This is a genomic window from Haemophilus sp. SZY H8 (assembly GCF_018829755.1).
GTDB lineage: Bacteria > Pseudomonadota > Gammaproteobacteria > Enterobacterales > Pasteurellaceae > Haemophilus > Haemophilus haemolyticus_K.
Map to the genome: position 1 here is coordinate 218,339 of NZ_JAHKJY010000001.1, position 22,895 is coordinate 241,233.

The 22,895-nt window shown below is 38.7% G+C and carries 22 protein-coding genes, 1 other RNA gene and 1 pseudogene; 1 reads left to right on the top strand and 23 read right to left on the bottom strand.

Annotated elements, in window-relative coordinates:
- Positions 1 to 37: 37 nt before the first annotated feature.
- From fdhF to KKW16_RS01135, 23 genes and pseudogenes are all read right to left on the bottom strand, one after another.
- Positions 38 to 2,197 (bottom strand): formate dehydrogenase subunit alpha, encoded by a 2,160-nt coding sequence (gene fdhF / locus KKW16_RS01020; RefSeq protein ID WP_252347856.1) that lies wholly within the window; start codon positions 2,195 to 2,197, stop codon positions 38 to 40.
- A 205-nt stretch (positions 2,198 to 2,402) separates the two neighbouring features.
- Positions 2,403 to 3,548: a 5-methyltetrahydropteroyltriglutamate--homocysteine S-methyltransferase gene (locus KKW16_RS01030; protein ID WP_140518806.1), complete on the bottom strand. Its 1,146-nt coding sequence runs from the start codon at positions 3,546 to 3,548 to the stop codon at positions 2,403 to 2,405.
- Between the two features lie 193 nt (positions 3,549 to 3,741).
- Positions 3,742 to 4,992: a lipoprotein-releasing ABC transporter permease subunit LolE gene (gene lolE / locus KKW16_RS01035; protein ID WP_215767793.1), complete on the bottom strand. Its 1,251-nt coding sequence runs from the start codon at positions 4,990 to 4,992 to the stop codon at positions 3,742 to 3,744.
- On the bottom strand, positions 4,992 to 5,675 hold the full coding sequence (lolD, locus tag KKW16_RS01040; RefSeq protein WP_215767794.1) for a lipoprotein-releasing ABC transporter ATP-binding protein LolD: 684 nt from the start codon (positions 5,673 to 5,675) through the stop codon (positions 4,992 to 4,994). The genes lolE and lolD overlap by 1 nt, the downstream gene beginning before the upstream one ends.
- 81 nt (positions 5,676 to 5,756) lie before the next feature.
- Entirely contained in the window at positions 5,757 to 6,398 is a 642-nt protein-coding gene (gene bioD / locus KKW16_RS01045; RefSeq protein WP_215767795.1) for a dethiobiotin synthase, read from the bottom strand.
- A gap of 12 nt (positions 6,399 to 6,410) precedes the next feature.
- On the bottom strand, positions 6,411 to 7,190 hold the full coding sequence (gene bioC, locus KKW16_RS01050; RefSeq protein ID WP_215767796.1) for a malonyl-ACP O-methyltransferase BioC: 780 nt from the start codon (positions 7,188 to 7,190) through the stop codon (positions 6,411 to 6,413).
- The gene (locus KKW16_RS01055; protein WP_215767797.1) at positions 7,178 to 7,825 is read right to left on the bottom strand and encodes a pimeloyl-ACP methyl esterase BioG family protein; all 648 of its coding nucleotides are present in this window, start codon (positions 7,823 to 7,825) and stop codon (positions 7,178 to 7,180) included. The genes bioC and KKW16_RS01055 overlap by 13 nt, the downstream gene beginning before the upstream one ends.
- A gap of 9 nt (positions 7,826 to 7,834) precedes the next feature.
- Complete coding sequence (bioF, locus tag KKW16_RS01060; protein ID WP_215767798.1) at positions 7,835 to 8,977, bottom strand: 8-amino-7-oxononanoate synthase; 1,143 nt, start codon at positions 8,975 to 8,977, stop codon at positions 7,835 to 7,837.
- A gap of 8 nt (positions 8,978 to 8,985) precedes the next feature.
- Positions 8,986 to 10,275 (bottom strand): adenosylmethionine--8-amino-7-oxononanoate transaminase, encoded by a 1,290-nt coding sequence (gene bioA, locus KKW16_RS01065; RefSeq protein WP_215767904.1) that lies wholly within the window; start codon positions 10,273 to 10,275, stop codon positions 8,986 to 8,988.
- Positions 10,276 to 10,296: 21 nt separating this feature from the next.
- Positions 10,297 to 11,478 (bottom strand): lipoprotein-releasing ABC transporter permease subunit, encoded by a 1,182-nt coding sequence (locus KKW16_RS01070; protein WP_215767799.1) that lies wholly within the window; start codon positions 11,476 to 11,478, stop codon positions 10,297 to 10,299.
- The gene (locus tag KKW16_RS01075) at positions 11,478 to 12,425 is read right to left on the bottom strand and encodes a 2-hydroxyacid dehydrogenase (protein WP_215767800.1); all 948 of its coding nucleotides are present in this window, start codon (positions 12,423 to 12,425) and stop codon (positions 11,478 to 11,480) included. The genes KKW16_RS01070 and KKW16_RS01075 overlap by 1 nt, the downstream gene beginning before the upstream one ends.
- Positions 12,426 to 12,478: 53 nt before the next feature.
- A pseudogene (locus KKW16_RS01080) lies at positions 12,479 to 12,601 on the bottom strand (IS3 family transposase); the annotation flags it as partial.
- 37 nt (positions 12,602 to 12,638) lie between these two features.
- Positions 12,639 to 14,594, bottom strand: a complete 1,956-nt coding sequence (locus KKW16_RS01085) for a site-specific recombinase (protein ID WP_215767801.1) — start codon at positions 14,592 to 14,594, stop codon at positions 12,639 to 12,641.
- Positions 14,595 to 14,713: 119 nt separating this feature from the next.
- Positions 14,714 to 15,514 carry an IS3 family transposase gene (locus KKW16_RS01090; RefSeq protein ID WP_215767905.1) on the bottom strand — a complete coding sequence of 267 codons (801 nt, stop codon included), beginning with the start codon at positions 15,512 to 15,514 and terminating at the stop codon, positions 14,714 to 14,716.
- Positions 15,466 to 15,828, bottom strand: coding sequence for a transposase (locus tag KKW16_RS01095; protein ID WP_215767802.1), 363 nt, complete (start codon positions 15,826 to 15,828; stop codon positions 15,466 to 15,468). The genes KKW16_RS01090 and KKW16_RS01095 overlap by 49 nt, the downstream gene beginning before the upstream one ends.
- Before the next feature lie 87 nt (positions 15,829 to 15,915).
- The gene (gene kdsA / locus KKW16_RS01100; RefSeq protein WP_005629022.1) at positions 15,916 to 16,770 is read right to left on the bottom strand and encodes a 3-deoxy-8-phosphooctulonate synthase; all 855 of its coding nucleotides are present in this window, start codon (positions 16,768 to 16,770) and stop codon (positions 15,916 to 15,918) included.
- Positions 16,771 to 16,784: 14 nt separating this feature from the next.
- Complete coding sequence (locus KKW16_RS01105; RefSeq protein ID WP_215767803.1) at positions 16,785 to 17,588, bottom strand: SirB1 family protein; 804 nt, start codon at positions 17,586 to 17,588, stop codon at positions 16,785 to 16,787.
- Positions 17,588 to 18,466: a peptide chain release factor N(5)-glutamine methyltransferase gene (gene prmC / locus KKW16_RS01110; protein ID WP_215767804.1), complete on the bottom strand. Its 879-nt coding sequence runs from the start codon at positions 18,464 to 18,466 to the stop codon at positions 17,588 to 17,590. The genes KKW16_RS01105 and prmC overlap by 1 nt, the downstream gene beginning before the upstream one ends.
- The gene (locus tag KKW16_RS01115; RefSeq protein WP_215767805.1) at positions 18,466 to 18,906 is read right to left on the bottom strand and encodes an RDD family protein; all 441 of its coding nucleotides are present in this window, start codon (positions 18,904 to 18,906) and stop codon (positions 18,466 to 18,468) included. Before KKW16_RS01115 ends, prmC begins: the two co-directional genes overlap by 1 nt.
- Before the next feature lie 52 nt (positions 18,907 to 18,958).
- Positions 18,959 to 20,041: a peptide chain release factor 1 gene (gene prfA, locus KKW16_RS01120; RefSeq protein ID WP_032803489.1), complete on the bottom strand. Its 1,083-nt coding sequence runs from the start codon at positions 20,039 to 20,041 to the stop codon at positions 18,959 to 18,961.
- A gap of 93 nt (positions 20,042 to 20,134) precedes the next feature.
- Complete coding sequence (locus KKW16_RS01125) at positions 20,135 to 20,671, bottom strand: elongation factor P hydroxylase (protein ID WP_215767806.1); 537 nt, start codon at positions 20,669 to 20,671, stop codon at positions 20,135 to 20,137.
- 32 nt (positions 20,672 to 20,703) lie between these two features.
- Positions 20,704 to 21,771, bottom strand: coding sequence for a DNA polymerase IV (gene dinB / locus KKW16_RS01130; protein WP_215767807.1), 1,068 nt, complete (start codon positions 21,769 to 21,771; stop codon positions 20,704 to 20,706).
- A 65-nt stretch (positions 21,772 to 21,836) separates the two neighbouring features.
- Positions 21,837 to 22,340 carry a hypothetical protein gene (locus tag KKW16_RS01135; protein ID WP_215767808.1) on the bottom strand — a complete coding sequence of 168 codons (504 nt, stop codon included), beginning with the start codon at positions 22,338 to 22,340 and terminating at the stop codon, positions 21,837 to 21,839.
- Between the two features lie 105 nt (positions 22,341 to 22,445).
- Between KKW16_RS01135 and ssrA the strand changes: the two genes are divergently transcribed.
- Positions 22,446 to 22,811: a transfer-messenger RNA gene (gene ssrA / locus KKW16_RS01140) on the top strand.
- Positions 22,812 to 22,895 lie beyond the last annotated feature (84 nt).

Consider the following 22,895-nt stretch of genomic DNA (forward strand, 5'->3'; position numbering starts at 1 on the left):
ACAGGCATAAAGCCTGTCCTCATCATGATAAATATTATTAAGCCACAAGTGCGGTTTCTTTTAAACGAGATTTGAGCTTAGTATATTCAGTGACAACATAGTGCTCAGCCCAACGTTGATCTTCAATTTTTTCGATACGCACTGCGCTGTATTTATATTCCGGAGTACGAGATCCCGGATTTAAATGTTCAGCGGTGAGTTCGTTACATTTTCCGATCCACCATTGGTAAGTCATATAACACGCACCTTTGTTAGTACGAGAACTTACATCAGCACGAGATATCACTTTACCACGAGATGAAGAAATCCAAACAAGCTCATTATTCTTAATGCCTAACGCTTTCGCATCTTGGTCGTTCATTTGAACAAATCCTGGCTCATCAGCCAATGCAGCAAGTGCACGGCAGTTACCCGTCATTGAACGGCAAGAATAGTGACCAACTTCACGCACGGTAGAAAGCACTAATGGATATTCTTCAGAGACTTCTTCCATTGGTGGTTCCCAATCGCAAGCAAAGAATTCAGCTTTACCATTTGGACGGTCGAAGATTTGACCTTCATATAAGTATGTAGTGCCTTGATCTTCAGGGCCTTCATCTGTACATGGCCATTGAATATAACCCAAGCCTTCCATTTTTTCGTAAGTTGCGCCTTTATAAATTGGGCAAAGCTCACGCAACTCATCCCAAATTTCTTTGGTGTTGTTGTAATGCATTGGATAACCCAAAGCTTGTGCCATAAGACTAATGATTTCCCAGTCGTCTTTCACATCACCAACAGGATCTACCGCTTTATAGAAACGTTGGAAACCACGGTCAGCCGCACTATAAACACCTTCATGTTCTGCACAAGATGTTGCTGGTAAAATCACATCCGCTTCCGCTGCAGTTTGAGTCATAAAGATATCTTGAACAATAATAAACTCAAGATCTTTAAAGGTTTGTTTCATTGCATTTAAATCAGGTTCAGTTTGTAAAGTATCTTCACCCATAATATAGAATGCTTTGAGTTTACCTTCTGCCACTGCATGTGGCACTTCACTCAATGGTACACCTGGTTTGGTTGGGATAGACGGTACACCCCATGCTTTCGCAAATTTAGCGTTGATTTCTGGATCCGCATAGCTTTGATAACCAGGTAAAGTATTATATAAAGCCCCCATGTCACATGCGCCTTGTACGTTGTTTTGACCACGCACAGGGTTTACACCAACATTTGGTTTACCAAGATTACCCGTCAGCATTGCTAAACTTGCCAACGCACGTACAGTCTCCACACCTTGACGGAACTGACATACCCCCATACCCCATAGGATTGTCGCAGTTTCTGCTTTTGCATAAGTGCGGGCAATTTCTCTCAACATTTCAGGCTCAACGCCAGTGATATGTTGAGTTGATTCAGGTGTATAAGCTTTTACAGTTTCATAGAACGCATCGAAATTTTCGGTATGTTCATCAATAAATTTTTGATCTTGTAACCCTTCTTCAAGAATCACGTTCATCATTGCATTCAAAAATGCGACGTTACTGCCGTTAGCAAGTGGCGCATAAATGTCAGCAATACGAGCGGTTTCAATTTTACGAGGGTCACAAACAATAATCTTCGCCCCTTTTGCTTTTGCGTGGTTAATACGACGCGCCACAATAGGGTGAGACGTTGAGGCATTATAGCCAAAGATAAATACGCATTTAGTGTCTTCAATCTCAACGATTGAGTTGGACATCGCGCCATTACCCACTGATTTGAGCAGACCTGCTACAGATGGGCCATGTCAGACACGTGCACAACAGTCAATGTTGTTATTGCCTAATACCGCACGAGCAAATTTTTGCATAACGAAATTCACTTCGTTACCTGGTCCACGAGAAGAACCCGTTACCATAATTGACTCGTTGCCATATTTTTCTCTAATTTCTTGTAAACGTTTTGCTGAATAGGAAATTGCTTCTTCCCAGCTCACTGGCGTGAACGGTTCTCCACGTTTGTAGCGAATCATCGGTTGAGTTAGGCGAGGAGTGAGGATTTTTGTGTCATGCACGAAATCCCAACCATAATATCCTTTCAGGCAAAGCTCCCGTTCGTTTGTTTTACCGTTTGCACCTTCAGCACCCACAATTTTGTTGTTCTCAACCAATAGATTGATCTTACAACCTGAAGCGCAATACGGACAGACAGTAATCACTTTTTTAATTGTCATAGTAATGTCCTTATTTTAGATAACCAGAATGAATTACTCATTCCGAGTAATATAATACGCCTAAATAAAGAACATAGACTTATAAATTATGTGGATTTTTTGATATAAAACAGGTTTTAAGCAATTTTTTAGAATATTTAAAACAAGTAAAAAAATAGCCGCACTTTATGCGGCTATTTTTATATAACATTGGAAATAAATATATTTATTTTCCCCAGACCTCTTCAGAGATGTCACGGATAAACTCTAATTTTTTCCATTGTTGTTCTTCAGTTAAAATATTGCCTTCTTCTGTAGAAGCAAAACCACATTGAGGGCTTAAACAAAGCTGATTAATATCGACATATTGTGTTGCTTCCTTAATGCGTGCAATAATTTCATCACGATTTTCTAAGTCACCTGATTTGGATGTCACTAATCCTAGAACAACTTGCTGATTCTTAATAAAACGTAACGGTTTAAAATCACCCGCACGATCACTATCATATTCTAAGAAGAAACCATCTACATTACAGTGACCAAATAAGATTTCTGCTATAGGTTCATAACCACCAGCAGAGAACCAAGTAGAACGGAAATTACCTCGGCAAATATGCATTGTAATGGCTAGATCAGCTGGTTTAGCCGCAACAATTTTATTAATCATATAGACATAATCTTTTGCGATTTGATCAAGATCTAAACCTCGCTCTGTATAGGCCTTGCGTTTATCTTCAGCACAAAACTCACCCCAACTTGTATCATCCAATTGCAAATTGCGACAGCCTGCAGCATAGAAGATATTCATAGCTTTAATATAAGCATCAGCAATATCATCAAGTAATAATTGATTATTATCTTGATAATGTGCAATAGGATGATAATCTGTTTCACGTACTGTACAAATTAAATGCAACATGGAAGGAGAAGGAATGGTTAATTTTACTTCTGTTTCACCTGAGATTTTTTGTAAAGCACGATAATGTGCTATGAATGGATGATTCTCAGAAAAATCAATTTTATCAACAATGCGTAAAGTTTTTGGGCGGACACTATGATGCTTAAATTGTACCGAAAATTTTTCTACATCTACTTCTTTTACACCATCTAAAGCGGCTAAGAAGTCAAGATGCCAGAAAGTTCGACGAAACTCCCCATCTGTTACAGCAGATAATCCCACTGACTTTTGATGCTCAACTAATTTTGAAATTTCACTATCTTCTACTTGAGTTAAGTCGGCGCAAGAAATGTCGCCACAGCTACATTGATGGCGTGCTTGTTTTAATGTTTCTGGGCGTAAAAAGCTCCCGACAATATCAAAACGATAAGGGGCTTGAGTTCGAGTTTTGGCATTTGGAAATAATTTGCTCATAATGCTTTCCTATAATTAAATTTTAAATGAAATGTAGTCGATTCTAACAAAGAATATCTAGCGATTGAAGTTTTAGCCATCTAGATGTATATGAATTTTCTTTATGGTTTTAAGAAATAAATTTCATATAAGTCATTGAAAGCAGATTCTTACAATATTAAAAATACCGCACTTTCATGCGGTATTCACAAAATTAATAGCTACTTAATACTTGGGCTGGTTGTAATTTAGCTGCTCGGCTTGCTGGATAAAGACTAGCAATTAAACTCAATGCAAGCGCTGCAACTAAAACCATCAAAACATCCAACCAATGTAACTCGCTTGGCAAAAAATCGACAAAATACACATCTCCCGATAACAATTTCTTACCGATAACCCACTCAATGCCTTGAATAAAAGTTGTCAGATTTAATGCAAGTATAATGCCTAACACAATACCAATTAAGCAACCTTTCATTCCAGCCTGTAAGCCATACCAAATAAAAATACGTTTAATGAAAGCATTATTCGCTCCAAGCGTGCGCATAATGGCAATATCGCCCTGCTTATCTTTTACCGCCATAATCAGCGTAGAAACAATATTAAAACATGCCACCCCAATCACGAGCACCATCGCGATGTACATCACTGTTCGAATAAGTTGAATATCGCGATACATATAACCAAATTTACCAATCCAGTTTTGAATATAAAGCATCTGTGGATAATCATTAAGCATAGATAAATCCAAATTTTTCACAGAAAAAGGATCATCTAATTTCAATTCAACACCTGTTATTTGATCAGGTTTATAAGTTAAAAATTCTTGTGCTTGAGCAAGCGGCAATAAGGCATAACTGTAATCAAGTTGCCCATCTAAACGTAAGATTGCAGTGACTTGCACGCGTTCACGAGTAGGTTGAGCAAGTTGTTCATCGCCGTTTTGCTGAGAAATAAGTAAAGTAACCCAATCCCCCGCTTTTACATCGAGTTCTCTAGCAATCCCCGATCCCAAGACTAATCCACCTTCTTTACCAAATTTATCCCAGCCTTGCTCTTGTACGAAATTACCAAGAGAACTCACACGATCTTCTGCTTGTTTTTCAACGCCCTTCACCTGAACCACTTTCAGTTTTGAGCTATTTTCTACCAATGCAGTAAAACTAACAAAAGGCGAAATACCTTTAATTTGGGCATTTTGTTGTAAGCGTGTTTCCAAATTTTGCCAATGGTGAATGGTTGGATCCATCGCATTAGGAGCAGATAAAATCTCTGCATGAGGAACCACAGCAAGAATTCGTTGATTAAGCTCACGCTCAAAACCATTCATCGCGCTTAAGCCAACAATTAAAACTGCAACCCCCAGCGCAATGCCAATTGCAGAAAATTTTGCAATTAATGCAACCAAAGGATTTTTCTGCTTGCCACGTTGATAACGCCAACTAATAAAAAACGGCGTATTCATCACACACCTTCCTTCAAAATACCATCTTGCATCACTAAACGGCGTGATAATTTTTCAGCAAGCTCCATATCGTGAGTGACTAATAAAAAGGCAATATTTTGTTCTTGATTAAGTTGTTGAATGAGTTCAAAAATGCTTTCTGTGGCCTTATGATCGAGATTCCCTGTGGGCTCATCCGCTAAAACTAACGATGGATTATTCACTAAAGCCCGCGCAATCGCCACACGCTGACGTTCCCCACCAGAAAGCGCTGATGGACGATGCGTAATTCTATGACTTAATCCCACCGCACTTAGCATTTTTTCGGCACGATCTTTCACTTCTGTTTTATTTTGACGTCCAATTAACATCGGCATCATCACATTTTCAAGTGCGGTAAAGTCCGCCATTAAATGATGGAATTGATACACAAATCCTAAATAACGATTACGCAAAGCAGCTAATTCATTAGCAGATGCTTTTTGCAAGGATTGTCCATTAATAAACACTTCCCCACTACTTGGCTGATCTAAGCCACCCAAAGTATGCAATAAAGTACTTTTCCCTGAACCAGAGCTTCCCACAATCGCAACCAACTCTGCAGGTTCCATAGAAAAAGAAACGCCTTTTAATACTTGCGTTTGATTTTCACCTTCTTGATAAAATTTATTGATGTTTTCGCATTTTAATAAATAGTTATTCATTTTTTACTCGTTTTAACCGTACTTTAGCAGCAAATCATCTCATTAAAAACTTTCGCGAGTCTATCACACTTTTCCCTGAGCTTAAATTTCAATGCGCTCAAAGTATTCAAACCCCGTTTCAGGAAAATATTTTTTAAGATAACCCTTTAAATAACCTTGTGTCTCTTGACTAATAATAGGATCGTATTCAGGATAACCGTTATACATTACACTTAGCACTGACACACCATGAGAACGACAAGCCTCTAAACTTAATAATGTGTGGTTGATGCTACCTAATTTTCCCGATGTGACTAAAATCAAAGGGTAATTGTTTGACTGGATATAATCTAACGTCGTCGCCTCTTCGCAATAAGGCACCATTAACCCACCCGCTCCCTCCAGCAATACATAATCATATTTTTCTGCCAAAAGTGCGGTGGATTTTTCAATAATTTTTTCATTAATTTTTCGCCCTTCAAGCTTTGCAGCTAAATGAGGAGAACAAGGGTATTCAAAAAGATAAGGGCAGGTTTTACCTTGTAAATCTTCTTCCGTCAAATCCATGCCTTGAATCTTTCGATGTACAAGCAAATCATCAGCAATATTTTTACAGCCTGTTTGAATCATTTTTTGTGTAATAACGGAAAAGCCTTGTTCCATCAACTTTTTAGCATAAATGCCTGTTGCAACCGTTTTACCTACATCGGTATCAATGCCCGATACAAAAATAACCTTGCCCATAAATACGCCTTACTAATTTCCAGCACGAGAATAACGTGCGATAAAAAACAATGGATGATAAGTTAACCGCACTTTACCCGATGGCAACCTAAAAGCCTGTAAGTAATCATCAATAAATTTGTTGAGATTTTTTCTTGTCCAATTTTTCTGGTTAGTCGCTGTTACACCTGTATATTTCAGATGTTTGAGTACATCCAATGGCGTATCAAAGTCTAGTATTACATTAACATCGTCATGCCATAAAAGCTCAAAATCATTGGCTAACCAATTTTGCCATTGAGATAAATTTGGATAACTTAACCCCACATTAGTCATTTGGCGAATCTCTTTTAAATTATCTTCACCAAAGCTCGTAATCGCTAATAACCCATTAGGTTTCAATCCTGTTTTACAATGAGAAATAAAATTGTCAGGATGATGGAACCACTGCACGGCTGATGCACTTGCAATCAAGTCAAATTGTCGTTGAAAAGGAAAGTTTTCCGCATCACCACAATAAAAATCAAAGGGTTGAATCAGCTTTTCAGTTAGTAGAGCGCGCACATCACACAAATCATTCAATAACCAATAATTCGCTGAAATCTGTTTTTGCAACAACGTACTCAACATACCAGAACCGCAACCAAGTTCCAAAACGCTATCTAGTGACCCATTTGGTAAATAGTCTTGCAAATGCATCATTAACTTAATATTCATTTTTTGTTGAATTAACGCATGTTCATCATAGCTATTTAAGGCTTTTTGGAAGGCTTGTTGAATGCGCGATTTATTTACGGAAGTTAATGATTCCATAATGCCGACCAGTGGGTAAATCTTGAAAACACATAATGCTCACCCTCTATTTCCTGAACGGCACAACGGGATGCCCAATATTGGTGCTGATTAGCTGGTATAAAAATTTTATCGCGAGAACTAACCCATGCATTTGTCCAGTGAATAAGATCTGTGCGTTTATCCTGCTGAATCATCGCAAAAAGTGCGGTGAGTTCTTGATGAATTTCGTTAAATGGTCGCGCAGAAAATTGTTGATAATGTTCAAAAGATACTTTATCACCACAGATTCTACGTTCAAACTTTGTACGGGTATTTTCTGCGAGATTATCTAGCGTACCTTTAAAAATAGCGTAGGGAATACCGAAGCTATCATCACAAGGTAAACCTGTACCATTCACTGCTGTTGCTGATTGTAAGGTGATTCCTTGTAACACTCGCTCTGCCACCCAAACACCCATTGACCATGCTACTACACGAATTTGCTGATAGACTGAAAAATCAAAATCTAACTTCAAATCTTGATAATCGTAGCAAATTAATAAATTGTGATTTGTTGGCAAAATCAAATGAGCTACCGCATCAAGAGGTGTCCCCCAACCAGCAAAATAAACTATTAAATGCTCACCTTGATGATCATAAAATTTCGTTTTCACATTATTTCCTTATAAGCATGCCACAAACTGTTTTACTTCATCCATTGTCATATCTGCCGTTAAAGACAGGCGGATTCTGGATGTATTTTTGGGTACTGTCGGCGGTCTGATGGGCAGGCAATAATAACCCTGCCTTTGCAGGTATTCCGCTTTGGCAAGGGTGGCTTCATTCCCGCCTAAAATATAGGGAACGATGCAAGTTTGGCTTGGCATTATTTGGGTTCTATACCCCACTTCTTGGCGTAAAAATGCACTTAACTGCTCAAGATGCGTTCTTTCTTTTGAAAGTTGTGGCAATCGTTCAAAAATAAAATGAGTCCAAGCCACATTAAACGGCGGAAGTGCGGTTGAAAAAATCAATGGGCGCATTTGATTAATCAAACACTCTTTTAATATTTGATCACAGACTACATAAGCCCCCATTGAAGCTAAGGCTTTGCCAAAAGTGCCAACCAATAAATCTATATCAGCTATCACATTAGCTCGTTCGGCAATACCTAATCCGTTTTTACCGTAAACGCCTATTGCATGGGCTTCATCCACATAAAGATAAGTATTGAGAAACTGTTTTTTTAATTGAACAAGATAGTTCAAATCAGCTACATCGCCATCCATACTAAAAACGGACTCTGTCACAATAAAAGTGCGGTCAAATTTTCCAGAATTTTTTTCGAGCAGACTCTTTAGATGTTCATAATCATTATGACGATAACGAAAGAACTCACATTGGCTTAAACGAATACCATCAATTATACTGGCATGCACTAATTTATCTGCCAAAATTAAACTTTTTGTTGTCGTCAACGCCGGTAAAATACCAAGATTGGCGTGATAGCCACTGTTAAATAATAAAGCGCTTTCTCGTTGGAAACGTTGAGCAATGAGCTGTTCAAGATCGGTATAAATAGGAAAATTTCCCGTTAATAAACGAGACGATGAACTGGTAAAAGAGGGAAAATTATCGCCATATTGCTGTAAAAAAGACTGGCGCAAATTTTCATTTGATGCCAAACCCAAATAATCATTAGATGACATATTAAGCATTTTGCGATTTTCTCGCGTAATATATCGCCCTTGATGAACTAAATCAGGAATTGAACGATATTGATTTTGTGCGCTAAGCTTTTCCAGTTGCTGTTTAAAAGCATCCATTTTTCATCCTAATGTTCATATTCCTGCGTTAGAGCCAGAATCATGCCTTCCGTTAATTTCTGAAGTTCATTATCTTTAATCACAAATGGTGGCATCACATAAACCAATTTTCCGAAAGGTCGAATCCAAACACCTTGTTCCACAAAACGTGGGACTAAAGTTTTCATATTTACCGCACTTTTCATTTCGACCACCCCAATCGCCCCTAATACGCGAACTTCTTTGACGTAATCTTTTTCAGCTAAAGGCGAAAGCTGTTGTTTTAAGGAAGACTCAATTCGCTGAATATTTTGCTGCCAAGGGCTTTCCAACAATAAACGGATAGATTCTACCGCAATTGCACAGGCCAACGGATTTGCCATAAAAGTGGGTCCGTGCATAAAGCATTTAGCCTCACCGCGACAAATAGTTTGCGCAATTTCAGTGGTCGTAATGGTTGCAGATAAAGTTAAATAACCACCTGTTAAGGCTTTACCGATGCACATAATATCTGGCGAGATCCCAGCATGCTCGGCTGCAAATAATTTCCCTGTACGGCCAAAACCCGTGGCAATTTCATCAAAAATTAGCAATACACCATATTGTTTACAAAGCGCTTGCGCTTTCACTAAATAAGTTGGCGAATAAAAATACATACCGCCCGCACCTTGCACGACAGGCTCTAAAATAAGTGCGGCGATTTCGCTACCTTTTTCCTTAAGTAAATCAGCTAAAGGTTCAATGGCACGACCATTCCAAGACTCATTAAATGGAATATTGGGTTGAGGAAGAAAATATTGTACGGGCAGGCTATGATGAAATAAATGATGCATCCCAGTGGTTGGATCACACACCGACATCGCATTCCAAGTATCGCCATGGTAACCAGAACGGATGGTAGCGAATTTTTGCCGTTTTACTTCCCCTTGAGCGTGCTGATATTGAATAGCCATTTTCATCGCCACTTCCACAGCAACAGAACCACTATCAGCAAAAAAGATCTTATCTAAGCTATTTGGCAAAATTTGTATCAATAATTGAGCTAATTCCACCGCGGGTTCATGGGTAAAACCGCCAAACATAATATGGCTCATTTTTGCCAACTGATTCTGTGCCGCTGCATTTAAACGAGGATGATTATAACCATGCAACGCTGCCCACCAAGAAGACATGCCATCAATCAAACGACTACCATCTTTTAAGGTTATTATCACGCCATCAGCACGTTCTACCGCATAAAGTGGCATATCAGAAGAAACTGAAGAATAAGGATGCCAAATATGTTGTGTATCAAAAGCTAAAAGTGATTGTTCATCCATCATTTATTTACCATTAAAAACTTATTCGTATCGCAAGGCAGCGGCAGGTTCGACTTTCGCTGCTCGATAAGCGGGATAAAGGGTAGAAAGCAAAGAAAGCAACAAGGAAAATCCAATGACAAAAATCATTTGAATAAATGACAATTCTGTCGGTAAAAAAACACCTTGTGGATTTACCGCACTTACAATATCCGTTAAGTTCAAGGTGACTAAAACGCCTAAAATAGCACCAAGCAATGTGCCAACAAATCCCACCAGTAATCCTTGATAAATAAATACTGAACGCACTTGAGATTTTGTTAAGCCCTGAGTTTGCAAGATCGCTATTTCCCCTTGCTTATCCACCACCATTAAACTTAATGAGGTGACAATATTGGAAATCGCCACGACAATGATCAAACTAATCAACAATCCCATCATATTTTTTTCCATTCTCACCGCTTGGAAAAATTCACCTTTTTGGACACGCCAATCCGTGATTTTTTGTGTTGGGAAATGTTGTGGGAGTTCTGTAATTTGGAACGGATCATTCAAAAATAAACGATAACCTTGCGCTTGCTGTGGTTGAATACGCATTAAGCGACCAATATCTGTAATATTAGCAAAGGCTTCGTAACCCGATGCTTCGCCATAATCATAATAAATATCGCTAACCGTAAATAAACGCTGCATTGGCACGCGACCGAATGGTGTATATTGGCTATTTTCCGTAATCATCAAACGGATTTTATCTCCAACATTCACGCCCAATTTTTGCGCCAGTTGATCACCAATGACCAGTTTAAATTCACCAGTCGGTAAAATTTCATTAAATTTAGTCTGATCAAAAGATTCAACCAAAGGATCATCAGAAAATGATTGAATACCAATGATTTGTCCTGCGCTCACGCCTTTTGTCGTTTGATAAATCACATTTGTTGTATTAATCGGCACGGCTTTTTGGACAAAGTGTGGTAAATTTTCTAATGTTTTTTCTGTAGAAATGGACTGTTCTTCACTCACAATCGCGTGAGGAATGGAAGATAGCACCTGTTGTTTTTGATAACCTTCTAATCCATTCATCACAGAAAGCACGATAATCAATGCCATCACACCTAGCACAATCCCTATGCTTGCAAGATTAGTCACTAATCGTCCAAAACGATCCGCACTTTTCGCACGCCAATAACGTAGTGCAATATAAAGAGAAATAGGAAAATTCATTATTTTTGATTTAATTGTTGTACAAATTCTTCGATGTTTTGCATTACTTTGCCAACTAATGTTGTCACTGCACTATCACTCGCCCAAGCAATATGCGGGGTGATAATTAAATTAGGCATCGTTTTTGCAGCTAAAATTAACGGATTATCTTTTTCTGGCGGCTCTTTTACCATTACATCCAAAGCTGCTCCGCCTAAATGCCCCGTTTTTAACGCATCAATTAATGCAAGTTCATCAATCAAAGGTCCACGCCCTGTATTAATCAAAAATGCACCTTTTTTCATTTTGGATAAGGTTTCTGCATTCATTAAATTCTTTGTTGTTTCAGTTAATGGACAATGCAATGTCACAATATCCGCTTGTCTTAATACTTCATCAAAAGGCGTATAACCTTCACGGCAAACAGCGGCATCTTTATGTTCTGCATAAAGCACTTTCATTCCCACGGCATTCGCCAAACGCCCCACTTCTGTCCCTAAGCAACCTTTACCAAATACGCCTAATGTTGAACCGCGCACATCTGTAATTGGGTAATCAAAATAACAAAATTGTTTGCTTTTAGGCCATTTTGCTTCCAATTGATCGCGTAACCAACCTGCAAAGCTGTGTTTTAAAGAAAAAATCAGACCGATTACGTGTTCTGGCACGGTTGTGCTGGAATAACCTGTCACATTACGCACGGCGATGCCCATTTCTTTTGCAGCCACAAGATCAACATTATTGGTACCGGTTGCAGTAATCGCAATCAACTTTAACTTAGGTAATTGTTTTAACGTTTCTCGATCAAAAATGACTTTGCTCGTAATAACAATATCAGCATCTTTCGATCGTTCAATCGTTTCAGCAGAAGAAGTATGCTCATATTCAGTCCAAGTATGCACAAAACTTGGACGAGGAATGGGGATATGCTTCGGGATAGCCGTACTATCTAAAAAGACGATATTCATCATTTCTACTTTTATATACAAAGTGATCTGCTCCCAAAAGTTGGACAGGTTAGTTAACTTAAATATTGAGCTCGGTATTGCACTGGGCTCAATCCTTTGAAAGCAAGTTTAATTCGTTTTTGGTTGTAATACACTAAATATTCTTCAATTTCAGCCTGTAATTCAGCGATTGAGTGATAAGTCCGAGAGTGGGGTGCAGATCACTTAAGCCGATTATTTATCTAATTGAACAGGAAGAAATAAGCTTAATGGGCGTTTTTTCACAATTTGACAAACTTCATAGCAAATTGGCCACCAGCTATCAATTTCCGCATTCAAAGAACGCAGTGCAACCCAAAGCGTTAATGAAAAACTGACAATTAAATTCACTAAACCAATCAACAATACAAAACCAATGCATTGTAAAAGCAATGAATAGGTGAAATGTCCGCTCACGGCAATATAACCGACATTCGCAGATGAAAATGCTACATGACGAATATCTAACGGAAGATGCGTTAAGTAACCCACTACACCGGTAATCCCAAGCAACATACCAAAGCAAAGATTACCAATAAGCGAGCCATAATTTTCATGCATATAATTAGCAAATTTAACGCGAGTCTTTTCAGACATTAGTTTTTTCAATAACGGATGTTGGGTTAAACGCATACGCATATTCAAATAATTGCTACGGTTATCAAAATAGCCCGAAATAATCCCTGAGCAAAATAACCATACACCCGCAATGGCCGCAAACCATAAGGTTCCCGCAAAAGGATCAATGCTATGCAGCTGATAAGCGATTTGATCGGCGTTCATCAATGGCTCACCCGTTTTATATTGGTAACCAAACGCAATCAATGCAGCCAATCCCATCGCAATAAGTACATTACCTAGCACCGCAATACTTTGAGAGCGAAATACATCCACTAATAATTGGGCTAATTTCATATTGACGCTTTTACCTTGAGGTGTTTTCTCAACAGCCTCAGCAAAACGAGCTGCAGTCATGGCTGGCTGTTTCGTTGCAACCGTAAAATGCAACATAAAGATCACCATAAAACCTAAGCCGTAATTTAAGCCTTCGGCAATCCCTTTCCAGACTTTGTCATCAATAATGCTGCCTAGATAGATTTTAAATAGCGCCATCAGTGCAATTAATACACCACCACCTGCCGCAGAATAAAACATTGCCCAATACTCTTTTTTATCTCGAGTAATGTAATGCTCTCCGTGATCGCCCGCATTTTGGGTAATACTACGTGAAATTAATCTAGAGCTTTGTTTCCATAATCGGATGATGCTATGTTTTTCTGCTGCTGCGCGGGCAAAACAACCAGTTAATAACAATATTCGGCGTGGTAAATAGCGATTTGAAACAAAAATCGCCATCAAGATTTCTAATCGTTCTAAGGTCTGAGAAAGACGCTCCAATAAATAAGCCGTATTTAAAGAAGAACCCACCACTGCTCCACGTTTTTGCAAACGCTCAACCAATTTTTTACATTGGCTAAACATTACCTGTAAATGGCTATCATCAAAAACGGTTGATTGGCGGCGCGCCTGTAACCAATTCACCACTTCATGGTGTAATGCCACAAAAGGGGAATCTGCGTTCAACAGAGAGGGATCCATTCGCATCAGCTCAGGATCCATATCTTCAGCAGCAATCCAAATTGAAAGCATCTCAATGGCAAATAGCCCTTCACTTTCAATATGATTTTTTAAACGCTCACGATCTTTTTGTTCTGTACAACGGGTTAAGACGCCAAATACGCCTCGCCACGTTTTTAAAGGAACGGCATCAATCCAGCGTGCATCATTTTTATCGCTAAATAATAAATAAAAAATATCACGTAAATCATTAATATCTTTAAAAGAGGGGTTAAAACGCTCATAAATACGCGTTTTCATCTCCTGTCCAAAACCGCCACGTGTAAGGATACCGCTACTAATAAACAAGGGGTAAAGGCGTAAACCACATAACCAACCACATAATAATTTCGAAACAGAACAGCCTAATTCTTTATCGTTCTTTAAGATAAACTTAAACAAATGCAAGGTCGGAGCAATTTTTTCTGTGGGGCTGCTACGTAATAATTGGCACAAGCCCTCCACGAGACCAAAGGCATCGTTTTCCGCCACTTTGTTACGCAAAAATTGCGGTAAGGTATCGATTTTAATCATGAGCTTCCCCCTCATATCGTTTATATTCAAAAGCGTGACATTATACAGCGCTGTTGGATAAAGTAAAAATTAGCGGAACAAGCGATCTGCCCCCCAAAAAGTTGGATAGGTTAGTTTACTTAAATATTCTTCAATTTCAGCCTGTAATTCAGCAATTGAATGATAAGTCCGTGAGTAAAACACTCTGATTTTAATATCGCAAAAAAGCTTTCAATCACCGCATTATCGTAGCAATTTCCTTGGCGGCTCATACTTTGCACCGCTTTACCCTCCAACATCTTTACCCATTCCGCCGAGCCATACAATACGCCTTGGTCGCTATGAATAATCGGGCATTCTGTCGCTTTAAGCCGATTAAGCCCTTGTGCTAACATCTTTTTTACCAATGAAAATTTGGGGCGTGTTGAAAAGTTATAGGCTATAATTTCTCGGTTAGCCAAGTCCATCAACGGTGAAAAATAAAGCTTTTCTTGCCCAACATGAAACTCCGTTACATCCGTTACATCCGTTACATCCGTTACCCATTTTTGATTGAGTGCCGTTGCGGTAAAATCACGATTCAGTAAATTCGGGGCAATATGCGATGTTTTTCCACGTTTTCCATGTCTTTTCTTGCGTAAAATGGAATGAATTCCTAACTCGTTCATTAGCTTTAACACCGTTTTATGATTCAAATTAAAACCTATTTGACGTAATTTAAACGTCATGGGGCGATAACCATCTCGTTTTCTGTTCTTTTTATACAGCGATAAGATAGCCTCTTTTACCTCGTGATCATCTCGCTTAATCTCTTTATAGTAAAAGCTTGAGCGAGGCATTTTTGCCACACGAAGTAAATCATTTAACGCATGGTCTGGCTTCAAGCTTTCAATTATTTTTCTTTTTTCTGTTGTTGTTTTTGACAGTCGAACGCCTCCAATTCCTTTAGGTAAGCAATCTCCGCTCGAGCTAAGGCGAGCTCTCTCTGTAACTTTTTAAACGCTTTAGGTGAAAAGTCTGTGGTTTCTGGAATTTCAATGTCTTTCTTTTTCATTTTTGGCTTCACTATTTTCGGGGTTTGAAGGCTTGTATAAGGCGATTTTACGCCATCAAGCCCTCTTTCCCGAAATGCTTTTAGCCAATAAATGACGAGAGCGTGAGAAATTTTATGAAGTTTAGCCACCTCACGGATACCATAATCCTGTTCGATGACGAGTTTGATAATTTTCAAACGAAATTGATAAGAGTAGGACATAATCTGCACCTCAAAGTAGGTGTCCAGGTTTTGGGGTGCAGATCAAAGTGCGGTCAAAATTAACCGCACTTTTGCTTAAATATTTTCTTAGATTGAAGTATCCAATTCTGGGAAAGATTTTACTAAATCATCAATTGCTTTCATTTGAGATACAAAACCTTCAAGAGCAGAAAGAGGCAATGCTGAAGGGCCATCACATTTCGCTTGATTTGGATTTGGATGCGCTTCTAAGAATAAACCTGCAATTCCTACCGCTAAACCAGAACGTGCGAGTTCGGTTACTTGCGCGCGACGGCCACCTGATGCAGCCCCAAATGGATCACGGCATTGAAGTGAATGGGTTACATCAAAAATAACTGGGCTGCCCTTAGATGCTTTTTTCATGACGCTGAAGCCAAGCATATCCACAATTAAATTATCATACCCAAAGTTTGTACCGCGATCACAAAGAATGATTTTATCGTTACCACATTCTTCGATTTTTTCCACGATATTACCCATTTGACCTGGGCTTAAAAATTGTGGTTTTTTCACATTAATCACTGCACCTGTTTTCGCCATCGCTTCAACGAGATCTGTTTGACGAGCCAAAAAGGCTGGAAGTTGAATAATATCGACAACATCTGCAACGGGCTGACATTGATAGATTTCGTGTACATCGGTAATAATTTTTACACCGAACGTATCTTTTAATTCTTGGAAAATTTTTAACCCTTCTTCCATACCTGGGCCACGGTAAGAATGAATAGATGAACGATTCGCTTTGTCAAAAGAAGCTTTAAATACGTAAGGCACGCCAAGTTTCTCCGTCACTTTCACGTAAGCTTCGCAGACTTGCATTGCCATATCACGGCTTTCAAGTACGTTCATTCCACCAAAAAGCACGAAAGGTTTGTCATTTGCAACATCAATATTGCCAATTTTTACAATTTTATTTTGCATAAATTTTCCTTAAATCAATGGAGGGGAAAAGGATCTTTATCAATCTCGCCCTTAAGTTCTAAAAGTTGAGTTCGGATTAAAGCCGCAGTTGGGTCTTCCGGACAACGTTCCACAAAAAATTCTAAATCTTTCAATGCTGCAGGGTAAGCGCCCATCTGAGCTAAAACTAAACCGCGATCACGGATGTGATAAGGATCTTCATCATTACCAATCAATAAATTTTCAATATAGCGGTATGCCATGTCGTTATGTTCTTCTCGGATGAGTGCATTCTTCGCCAATTGCTCAAAACGAGAATAAAGCAAAGAAAGATCGGCTCTATCAAGTTCTTCTGGTTGAATTTGCACGCCAAAACCAAATGCCCCTTCATAAAGTTGCTGTAATTTTTCTTGCGATATATAAGTACCATCCCAAGGATCAATAAAAGCCACTTCATCTCTTACTTCGGCACGTAAAATGAGCTGTGTTGGGAAATTTACTGGGTAAATCGGCAAATCCAATACCTCGGCTAAATAAAGCACAATTGCTCCAAGCGTCACTGGCATTCCTTGGCGGTGCTCCAACACATAAGGCAAATACAAATTACGCGCGTAGAAATACTCTTCCGAATCACAATGAAAGCCCCAATCACCATAAAATAACTGTAATAACTGATGAATCTGCTCTTCTTTCGGCCAATCTGGCGAAATTTCTTTACGCGCTCGACGTACAAACCCGCCAATTTTTCCCCGAATTTGTGCTTCTGATGATCCATCATCTGAGATGGTATTATAAAAATGCACAAATTGATCGTATAACGCACGTCGATAATATTTCATTACTTCTTCCAAAAACCTAAAGTGACGCGCTCATTGTCGCCATAATCACGCACGGTTTCAACCATTTCCCAATGATTTTCTTGGAAAATTGACCGCACTTTTTCGCCTTGTTGCCATCCATGCTCAAGTAATAATACGCCATTAGAATTCAAATAACTCGGCGCTAATTCAATAATATGACGTAAATCAGCATAACCGGCATCATTGGCAACTAATGCAGAAAGGGGTTCAAAACGCACATCGCCTTGACGTAAATGTTCATCTTGAGCATCAATATAAGGCGGATTGCTGACAATAAGATCAAACTGCCCTGTTATATTTTCAAACCAACGGCTCTGCAAAAATTGCACATTTAACTTATTTCTTTCTGCATTAGATTGAGCTAACGCCACAACATCAGGCATAAGATCAGCACCAATGATTTCTAATGAAATATGCTGTTTTTGACAAATAGAGGAAAGCTCCGATGCTAATGCTAACGCGATAGCGCCTGTGCCTGTGCCAAGATCAAGAATACGAAAGTGCGGTGGAGTTTTTTCTAGTTTTTCTAACGCAACTTGTAATGCTTTCTCTACGAGAATTTCAGTATCTGGACGAGGAATTAATGTTCCTTCAGATACATTTAATGGCAATGACCAAAATTCTTTTTCACCAAGAATATAAGCGATAGGTTCGCCTTTTAGACGACGATCTAAAAGTGCGGTTAATTTTAACCGCACTTTTTCATCAATCTCGGTATCATCAAAAGCAAGGATTTGCGTACGCGATTTGCCAGTAGCATGTTGAAGAAGCACAAGCGCATCAATTTTACTATTTTCAGTGGGATTTTTTTGTGCCAAATCCGCAATCGCTTGTGCCAGCCATTCTTTATAATTCATTATTTTTCGTCTTTTAACACAATCGTGCCAGCCACTAAATCAGTTAAAGAACGGCGATCATCGCGTACAAGTGCAACAATACCGCTAATAATCAATAAGAAACTCGTCCACGCTAATAAAATATCAATAATTTCGCGACCGATGTATTTACCAAATTCAACAGGTTGATGGGTATGATAATTAAATACGCGCAAGCCTAACCAGCGTTTTGCCATTGTTTGACCATAAGTTTTCATGAAATATAACTGAAAACCAATATATACAATCGACCCCACTACACCGGCAAAATCCCCCAATGCAAAACCGAGACCAACCATCACCCAAAGCACAAGCCCATTAATCATGCTCGCAAGCCAGCGTTTAAAACGACTTGCTTGAGCGGGTTGAGAAGGTTTGAAAGCAGAAGAAAATTCAGCATCTTTTTGATTTTCAATGATCATTTTATTTCCCTGTAACGTTAAAAAGGACATCTGAAATCAGATGCCCCTATCATTAATTCTGTTCAGACAATGCCGCCAACTGATCCGCTTGATATTCGGTAATAATCGGCTGAATCAGTTCATCAATTTTACCATTCATCACTTCATCTAAACGATAAATCGTTAAATTGATGCGGTGATCGGTTACACGGCCTTGCGGATAATTATATGTACGGATTTTATCGGAGCGATCGCCCGAACCTAATAAATTACGGCGCATATCTGTTTGTTCTGCAGCTTGGCGCTCTTGCTCTGCTTGAACAATACGTGACGCTAATACCGACATTGCTTTCGCTTTATTTTTATGCTGTGAACGCTCATCCTGACATTCCACAACAATGCCTGTTGGAATGTGTGTAATACGCACTGCAGAATCCGTTGTGTTTACGTGCTGACCACCAGCGCCTGATGAGCGATAAGTATCAATACGCAAATCTGCTGGATTAATTTCTGGCATTTCAGATTCTGGCAATTCTGGCATTACCGCAACAGTACAAGCAGAAGTGTGGATACGCCCTTGCGATTCAGTTTTTGGTACACGTTGCACACGATGACCACCAGACTCAAACTTTAACTGACCATACACACCTTCGCCAGTAACTTTAACAATCACCTCTTTATAACCGCCTTGCTCACTTTCATTAGCACTTAGCATTTCTACACGCCAGCGTTTACTTTCAGCATAACGACTGTACATACGGAATAAATCACCCGCAAAAATACCCGCTTCATCACCACCAGTTCCCGCACGAATTTCTAAATAGCAGTTATATTCATCATTAGGATCTTTCGGCAGTAGAAGAATTTGAAGTTGTTGTTCCACTTCTTCAATTTCCGCTTTGGATTCTTCGATTTCCATTTGCGCCATTTCTTTCATTTCAGGATCGTCGAGCAATATTTCAGCTTCTTCAATATTTTGATTTAATTGCGTCCAACGATTAAAACATTTCACCACTTCTTCAAGTTGCGAATATTCTTTAGAATAAGCACGGAATTTATCCTGATCACTAATTACAGAAACATCGCCCAATAAGGCTTCTAGCTCTTCATAACGTTCTTTTAAACTTTCTAATTTTGCAATAATGGAATCTTTCATCATTTGTAAGTCACTGAAAATAAAATCGGCGTATTCTAGCCGATTTTAGGGAAAATTGACAGTGTCAAAAGTGCGGTTAAAAATCGCCGCTCTTTAAATACGCGTCACATCAAATTTACTTAAATCAATACTATCTTCTGTGCCATAAAAAATAGCAAGGGCATGGCGTAACGTTTCAGCTCGTTTTGGTAAACCTTTTTCCGCATAGATTTTCACTTGTTCATACACGGCTTGTTTAAAAGGCTGTGTATCGCCTGGATTGCCATTCAAATTATCCGCACTAGCAAAATAACGAAAACCTGCCGCCGTCGCCAAAATCCACTCTAATGCTTGCGGTTTAACTTCAACTTTTTCAAAATCACGCTGACGTTCTTCTGAACGTCCATCTGGCTCATACCAATAACCAAAATCTTCTAGTTTACGACGTTCTTTGCCTGCTACTAACCAATGGGCAATTTCGTGCAAGGCACTGCTGTAAAAGCCTCTAGCAAAATAAATCGCGTTATAAGGCACTTCATTATTTGCGGGTAAATAAATGGGTTCTTCACCGCCTTTGACTAAGCGAGTGTTGTATTCCTCTTCAAAACATTGATTAAAAATTGCAATAATATCTTCTAATTTATGTTCCATTGTATCGACTCCTAAAAAACCGCGATATTATATCACCAGAGACTCATTTGTTCTTGTTTATTTTCTTCGGGTAAATTGACATATAGCCCAATTAAACGAATCGATCGCCCTTTTGCTCGCATAAAAATTTGAGGAAGTAATTGTTGAAAACTCTCCAAAAAAAGTGGCAAACCTGTTTTCTCCAAAGTAGTTACTTGAAAATCTTCAAATTTAAGCTTTATACCGATTTTACGAAATGCAGATAACGGTATATTACGGCTAACACGCTCAAGGCGACGAATTAGCTCTTGATAAAGATTATTTAATAAGGCTAAAGCTTGCTCAACTGTATGAATGTTCTCAATCAACGTCTGTTCTACGCCGACTGATTTACGTTCACGATGAGCTTGTACTTCACGATCATCAATGCCGTGGCTAAAATCCCAAATACGTTTACCCGCTTTACCAAATTGATTTAATAAGACGATTTGATCAAAGTTTTGAATGTCAGCACAAGTTTCTAATCCCATATCAAGTAATCGTTGTGATGTTACTTTACCCACACCAGGAATTTTATTTAAAGATAAGGTTTTAATAAATTCACTGACTTCATTCGGCTTAATCACAAATTGCCCATTAGGTTTATTCATATCTGAAGCGATTTTGGCAAGGAATTTTAAAGGCGCCACACCTGCCGAGGCAGTTAAATGCAACTCATCAAAAATTGCTTGGCGAATTTCTTGCGCAATCCAAGTAGCTGAGCCAGAACATTTTTGGCCGTGCGTGACATCTAAATAAGCTTCATCTAAAGAAAGTGGTTCAATAATATCAGTGTAACGCTGGAAGATTTGATGAATTTGTGCCGAGACTTGTTTATACAAAGCCATATTCACGGGCACAAGAATGAGATTAGGACATTTTTTTATGGCTTGAGCCGTTGGCATTGCACTATGCAAACCAAATTTTCTCGCCTCATAATTACAAGTTGTCAATACACCACGTTGACGAGAAGAACCACCTACTGCAACAGGTTTCCCCTGTAAATTAGGATTTTCACGAATCTCAATTGATGCGTAAAAACAATCCATATCAATGTGAATAATTTTTTTATCTTGTAGCATAAAAAAAGTGCGGTTAAATTTTATTTAGTATAACCGCACTTTAATTACTGTTCAAGTATACATGCTTAATTATCAGAAACGACTTTCTTATCTTTAAACATGACTGAACGTTCAATTTTATAAACATGAATAGGTTCTTGTGTATTCATAAAAATTGAACGGTATTTTTCATCAATTTGAGCAAATGGAATTTGTAAATTGATTGTCAGAGACTTGCCTGGCAATAAGGTATTTTCTAATTCTATTTGCATATCTTGGCTATGCACAACTTGACGATTATGCACATACACACTCATCCATTGAATATTTTGAATCGGGAATTCACTTTTATTCGTAATGGTATATTTAAAGCGAGAAAGTGCCTGACCATCCTCACCTACAACAATATCTCTATCGCCAACATCAATAGACATAGCATAGTTAACATACTTAGGGTAGCTTTTTTCTGCACTTGCAGTTTTTTCTACACTTTTAGGTTTTTCCTTTGAAACATTTTCTTTTGCAATTGCAGAAGAAATTGAATAACTAGCTGCAAACAAAGCGAGTACTAAATATTTAAAAAATGACATTATTTTCTCCTATAAAAAATGCCGAAATTTTACCCTAACTCACGCATTTAATAAATACCGCTCTTTTTCTTCTGCTTGTTTTTTGTTAGACTAGTCTACAATTTTGGGGCTGATTCTGGATTCGACGGGATTAGCGAAGCCCAAGGTGCACGTCGAGGTGCGGTAGGCCTCGTAAATAAACCGCAAAAAAATAGTCGCAAACGACGAACAATACGCTTTAGCAGCTTAATAACCTGCATTTAGCCTTCGCGCCCTAGCTTCCGCTCGTAAGACGGGGATAACGCGGAGTCAAACCAAAACGAGATCGTGTGGAAGCCACCGTTTGAGGATCGAAGCACTAAATTGAATCAAACTAGCTTAAGTTTAGCGTGTCTGTCCGCATGCTTAAGTGAAATTAAAGACGAGACTAAACGTGTAGTACTGAAGGTAGAGTAATTTCGGACGGGGGTTCAACTCCCCCCAGCTCCACCACCCCTTTATTTTTCCTCTTCTAAGTTTTCAATAAAAGCAATAATTTAGTTTTTCTACTCACCTTAGTTTTAGTAATCGTTACCT

Bases quoted from the DNA above. Each gene is read 5' to 3' on its own strand.
- KKW16_RS01070 (WP_215767799.1), bottom strand. From the start codon at position 11,478: ATGAATTTTCCTATTTCTCTTTATATTGCACTACGTTATTGGCGTGCG.
- KKW16_RS01105 (WP_215767803.1), bottom strand. From the start codon at position 17,588: ATGAAATATTATCGACGTGCGTTATACGATCAATTTGTGCATTTTTAT.
- prmC (WP_215767804.1), bottom strand. From the start codon at position 18,466: ATGAATTATAAAGAATGGCTGGCACAAGCGATTGCGGATTTGGCACAA.
- KKW16_RS01125 (WP_215767806.1), bottom strand. From the start codon at position 20,671: ATGGAACATAAATTAGAAGATATTATTGCAATTTTTAATCAATGTTTT.
- bioF (WP_215767798.1), bottom strand. From the start codon at position 8,977: ATGGATGCTTTTAAACAGCAACTGGAAAAGCTTAGCGCACAAAATCAA.
- KKW16_RS01075 (WP_215767800.1), bottom strand. From the start codon at position 12,425: ATGAATATCGTCTTTTTAGATAGTACGGCTATCCCGAAGCATATCCCC.
- KKW16_RS01135 (WP_215767808.1), bottom strand. From the start codon at position 22,340: ATGTCATTTTTTAAATATTTAGTACTCGCTTTGTTTGCAGCTAGTTAT.
- dinB (WP_215767807.1), bottom strand. From the start codon at position 21,771: ATGCTACAAGATAAAAAAATTATTCACATTGATATGGATTGTTTTTAC.
- lolE (WP_215767793.1), bottom strand. From the start codon at position 4,992: ATGAATACGCCGTTTTTTATTAGTTGGCGTTATCAACGTGGCAAGCAG.
- bioD (WP_215767795.1), bottom strand. From the start codon at position 6,398: ATGGGCAAGGTTATTTTTGTATCGGGCATTGATACCGATGTAGGTAAA.
- bioA (WP_215767904.1), bottom strand. From the start codon at position 10,275: ATGGATGAACAATCACTTTTAGCTTTTGATACACAACATATTTGGCAT.
- KKW16_RS01085 (WP_215767801.1), bottom strand. From the start codon at position 14,594: ATGATTAAAATCGATACCTTACCGCAATTTTTGCGTAACAAAGTGGCG.
- kdsA (WP_005629022.1), bottom strand. From the start codon at position 16,770: ATGCAAAATAAAATTGTAAAAATTGGCAATATTGATGTTGCAAATGAC.
- KKW16_RS01115 (WP_215767805.1), bottom strand. From the start codon at position 18,906: ATGATCATTGAAAATCAAAAAGATGCTGAATTTTCTTCTGCTTTCAAA.
- KKW16_RS01095 (WP_215767802.1), bottom strand. From the start codon at position 15,828: ATGTCCTACTCTTATCAATTTCGTTTGAAAATTATCAAACTCGTCATC.
- lolD (WP_215767794.1), bottom strand. From the start codon at position 5,675: ATGAATAACTATTTATTAAAATGCGAAAACATCAATAAATTTTATCAA.
- prfA (WP_032803489.1), bottom strand. From the start codon at position 20,041: ATGAAAGATTCCATTATTGCAAAATTAGAAAGTTTAAAAGAACGTTAT.
- KKW16_RS01030 (WP_140518806.1), bottom strand. From the start codon at position 3,548: ATGAGCAAATTATTTCCAAATGCCAAAACTCGAACTCAAGCCCCTTAT.
- bioC (WP_215767796.1), bottom strand. From the start codon at position 7,190: ATGGAATCATTAACTTCCGTAAATAAATCGCGCATTCAACAAGCCTTC.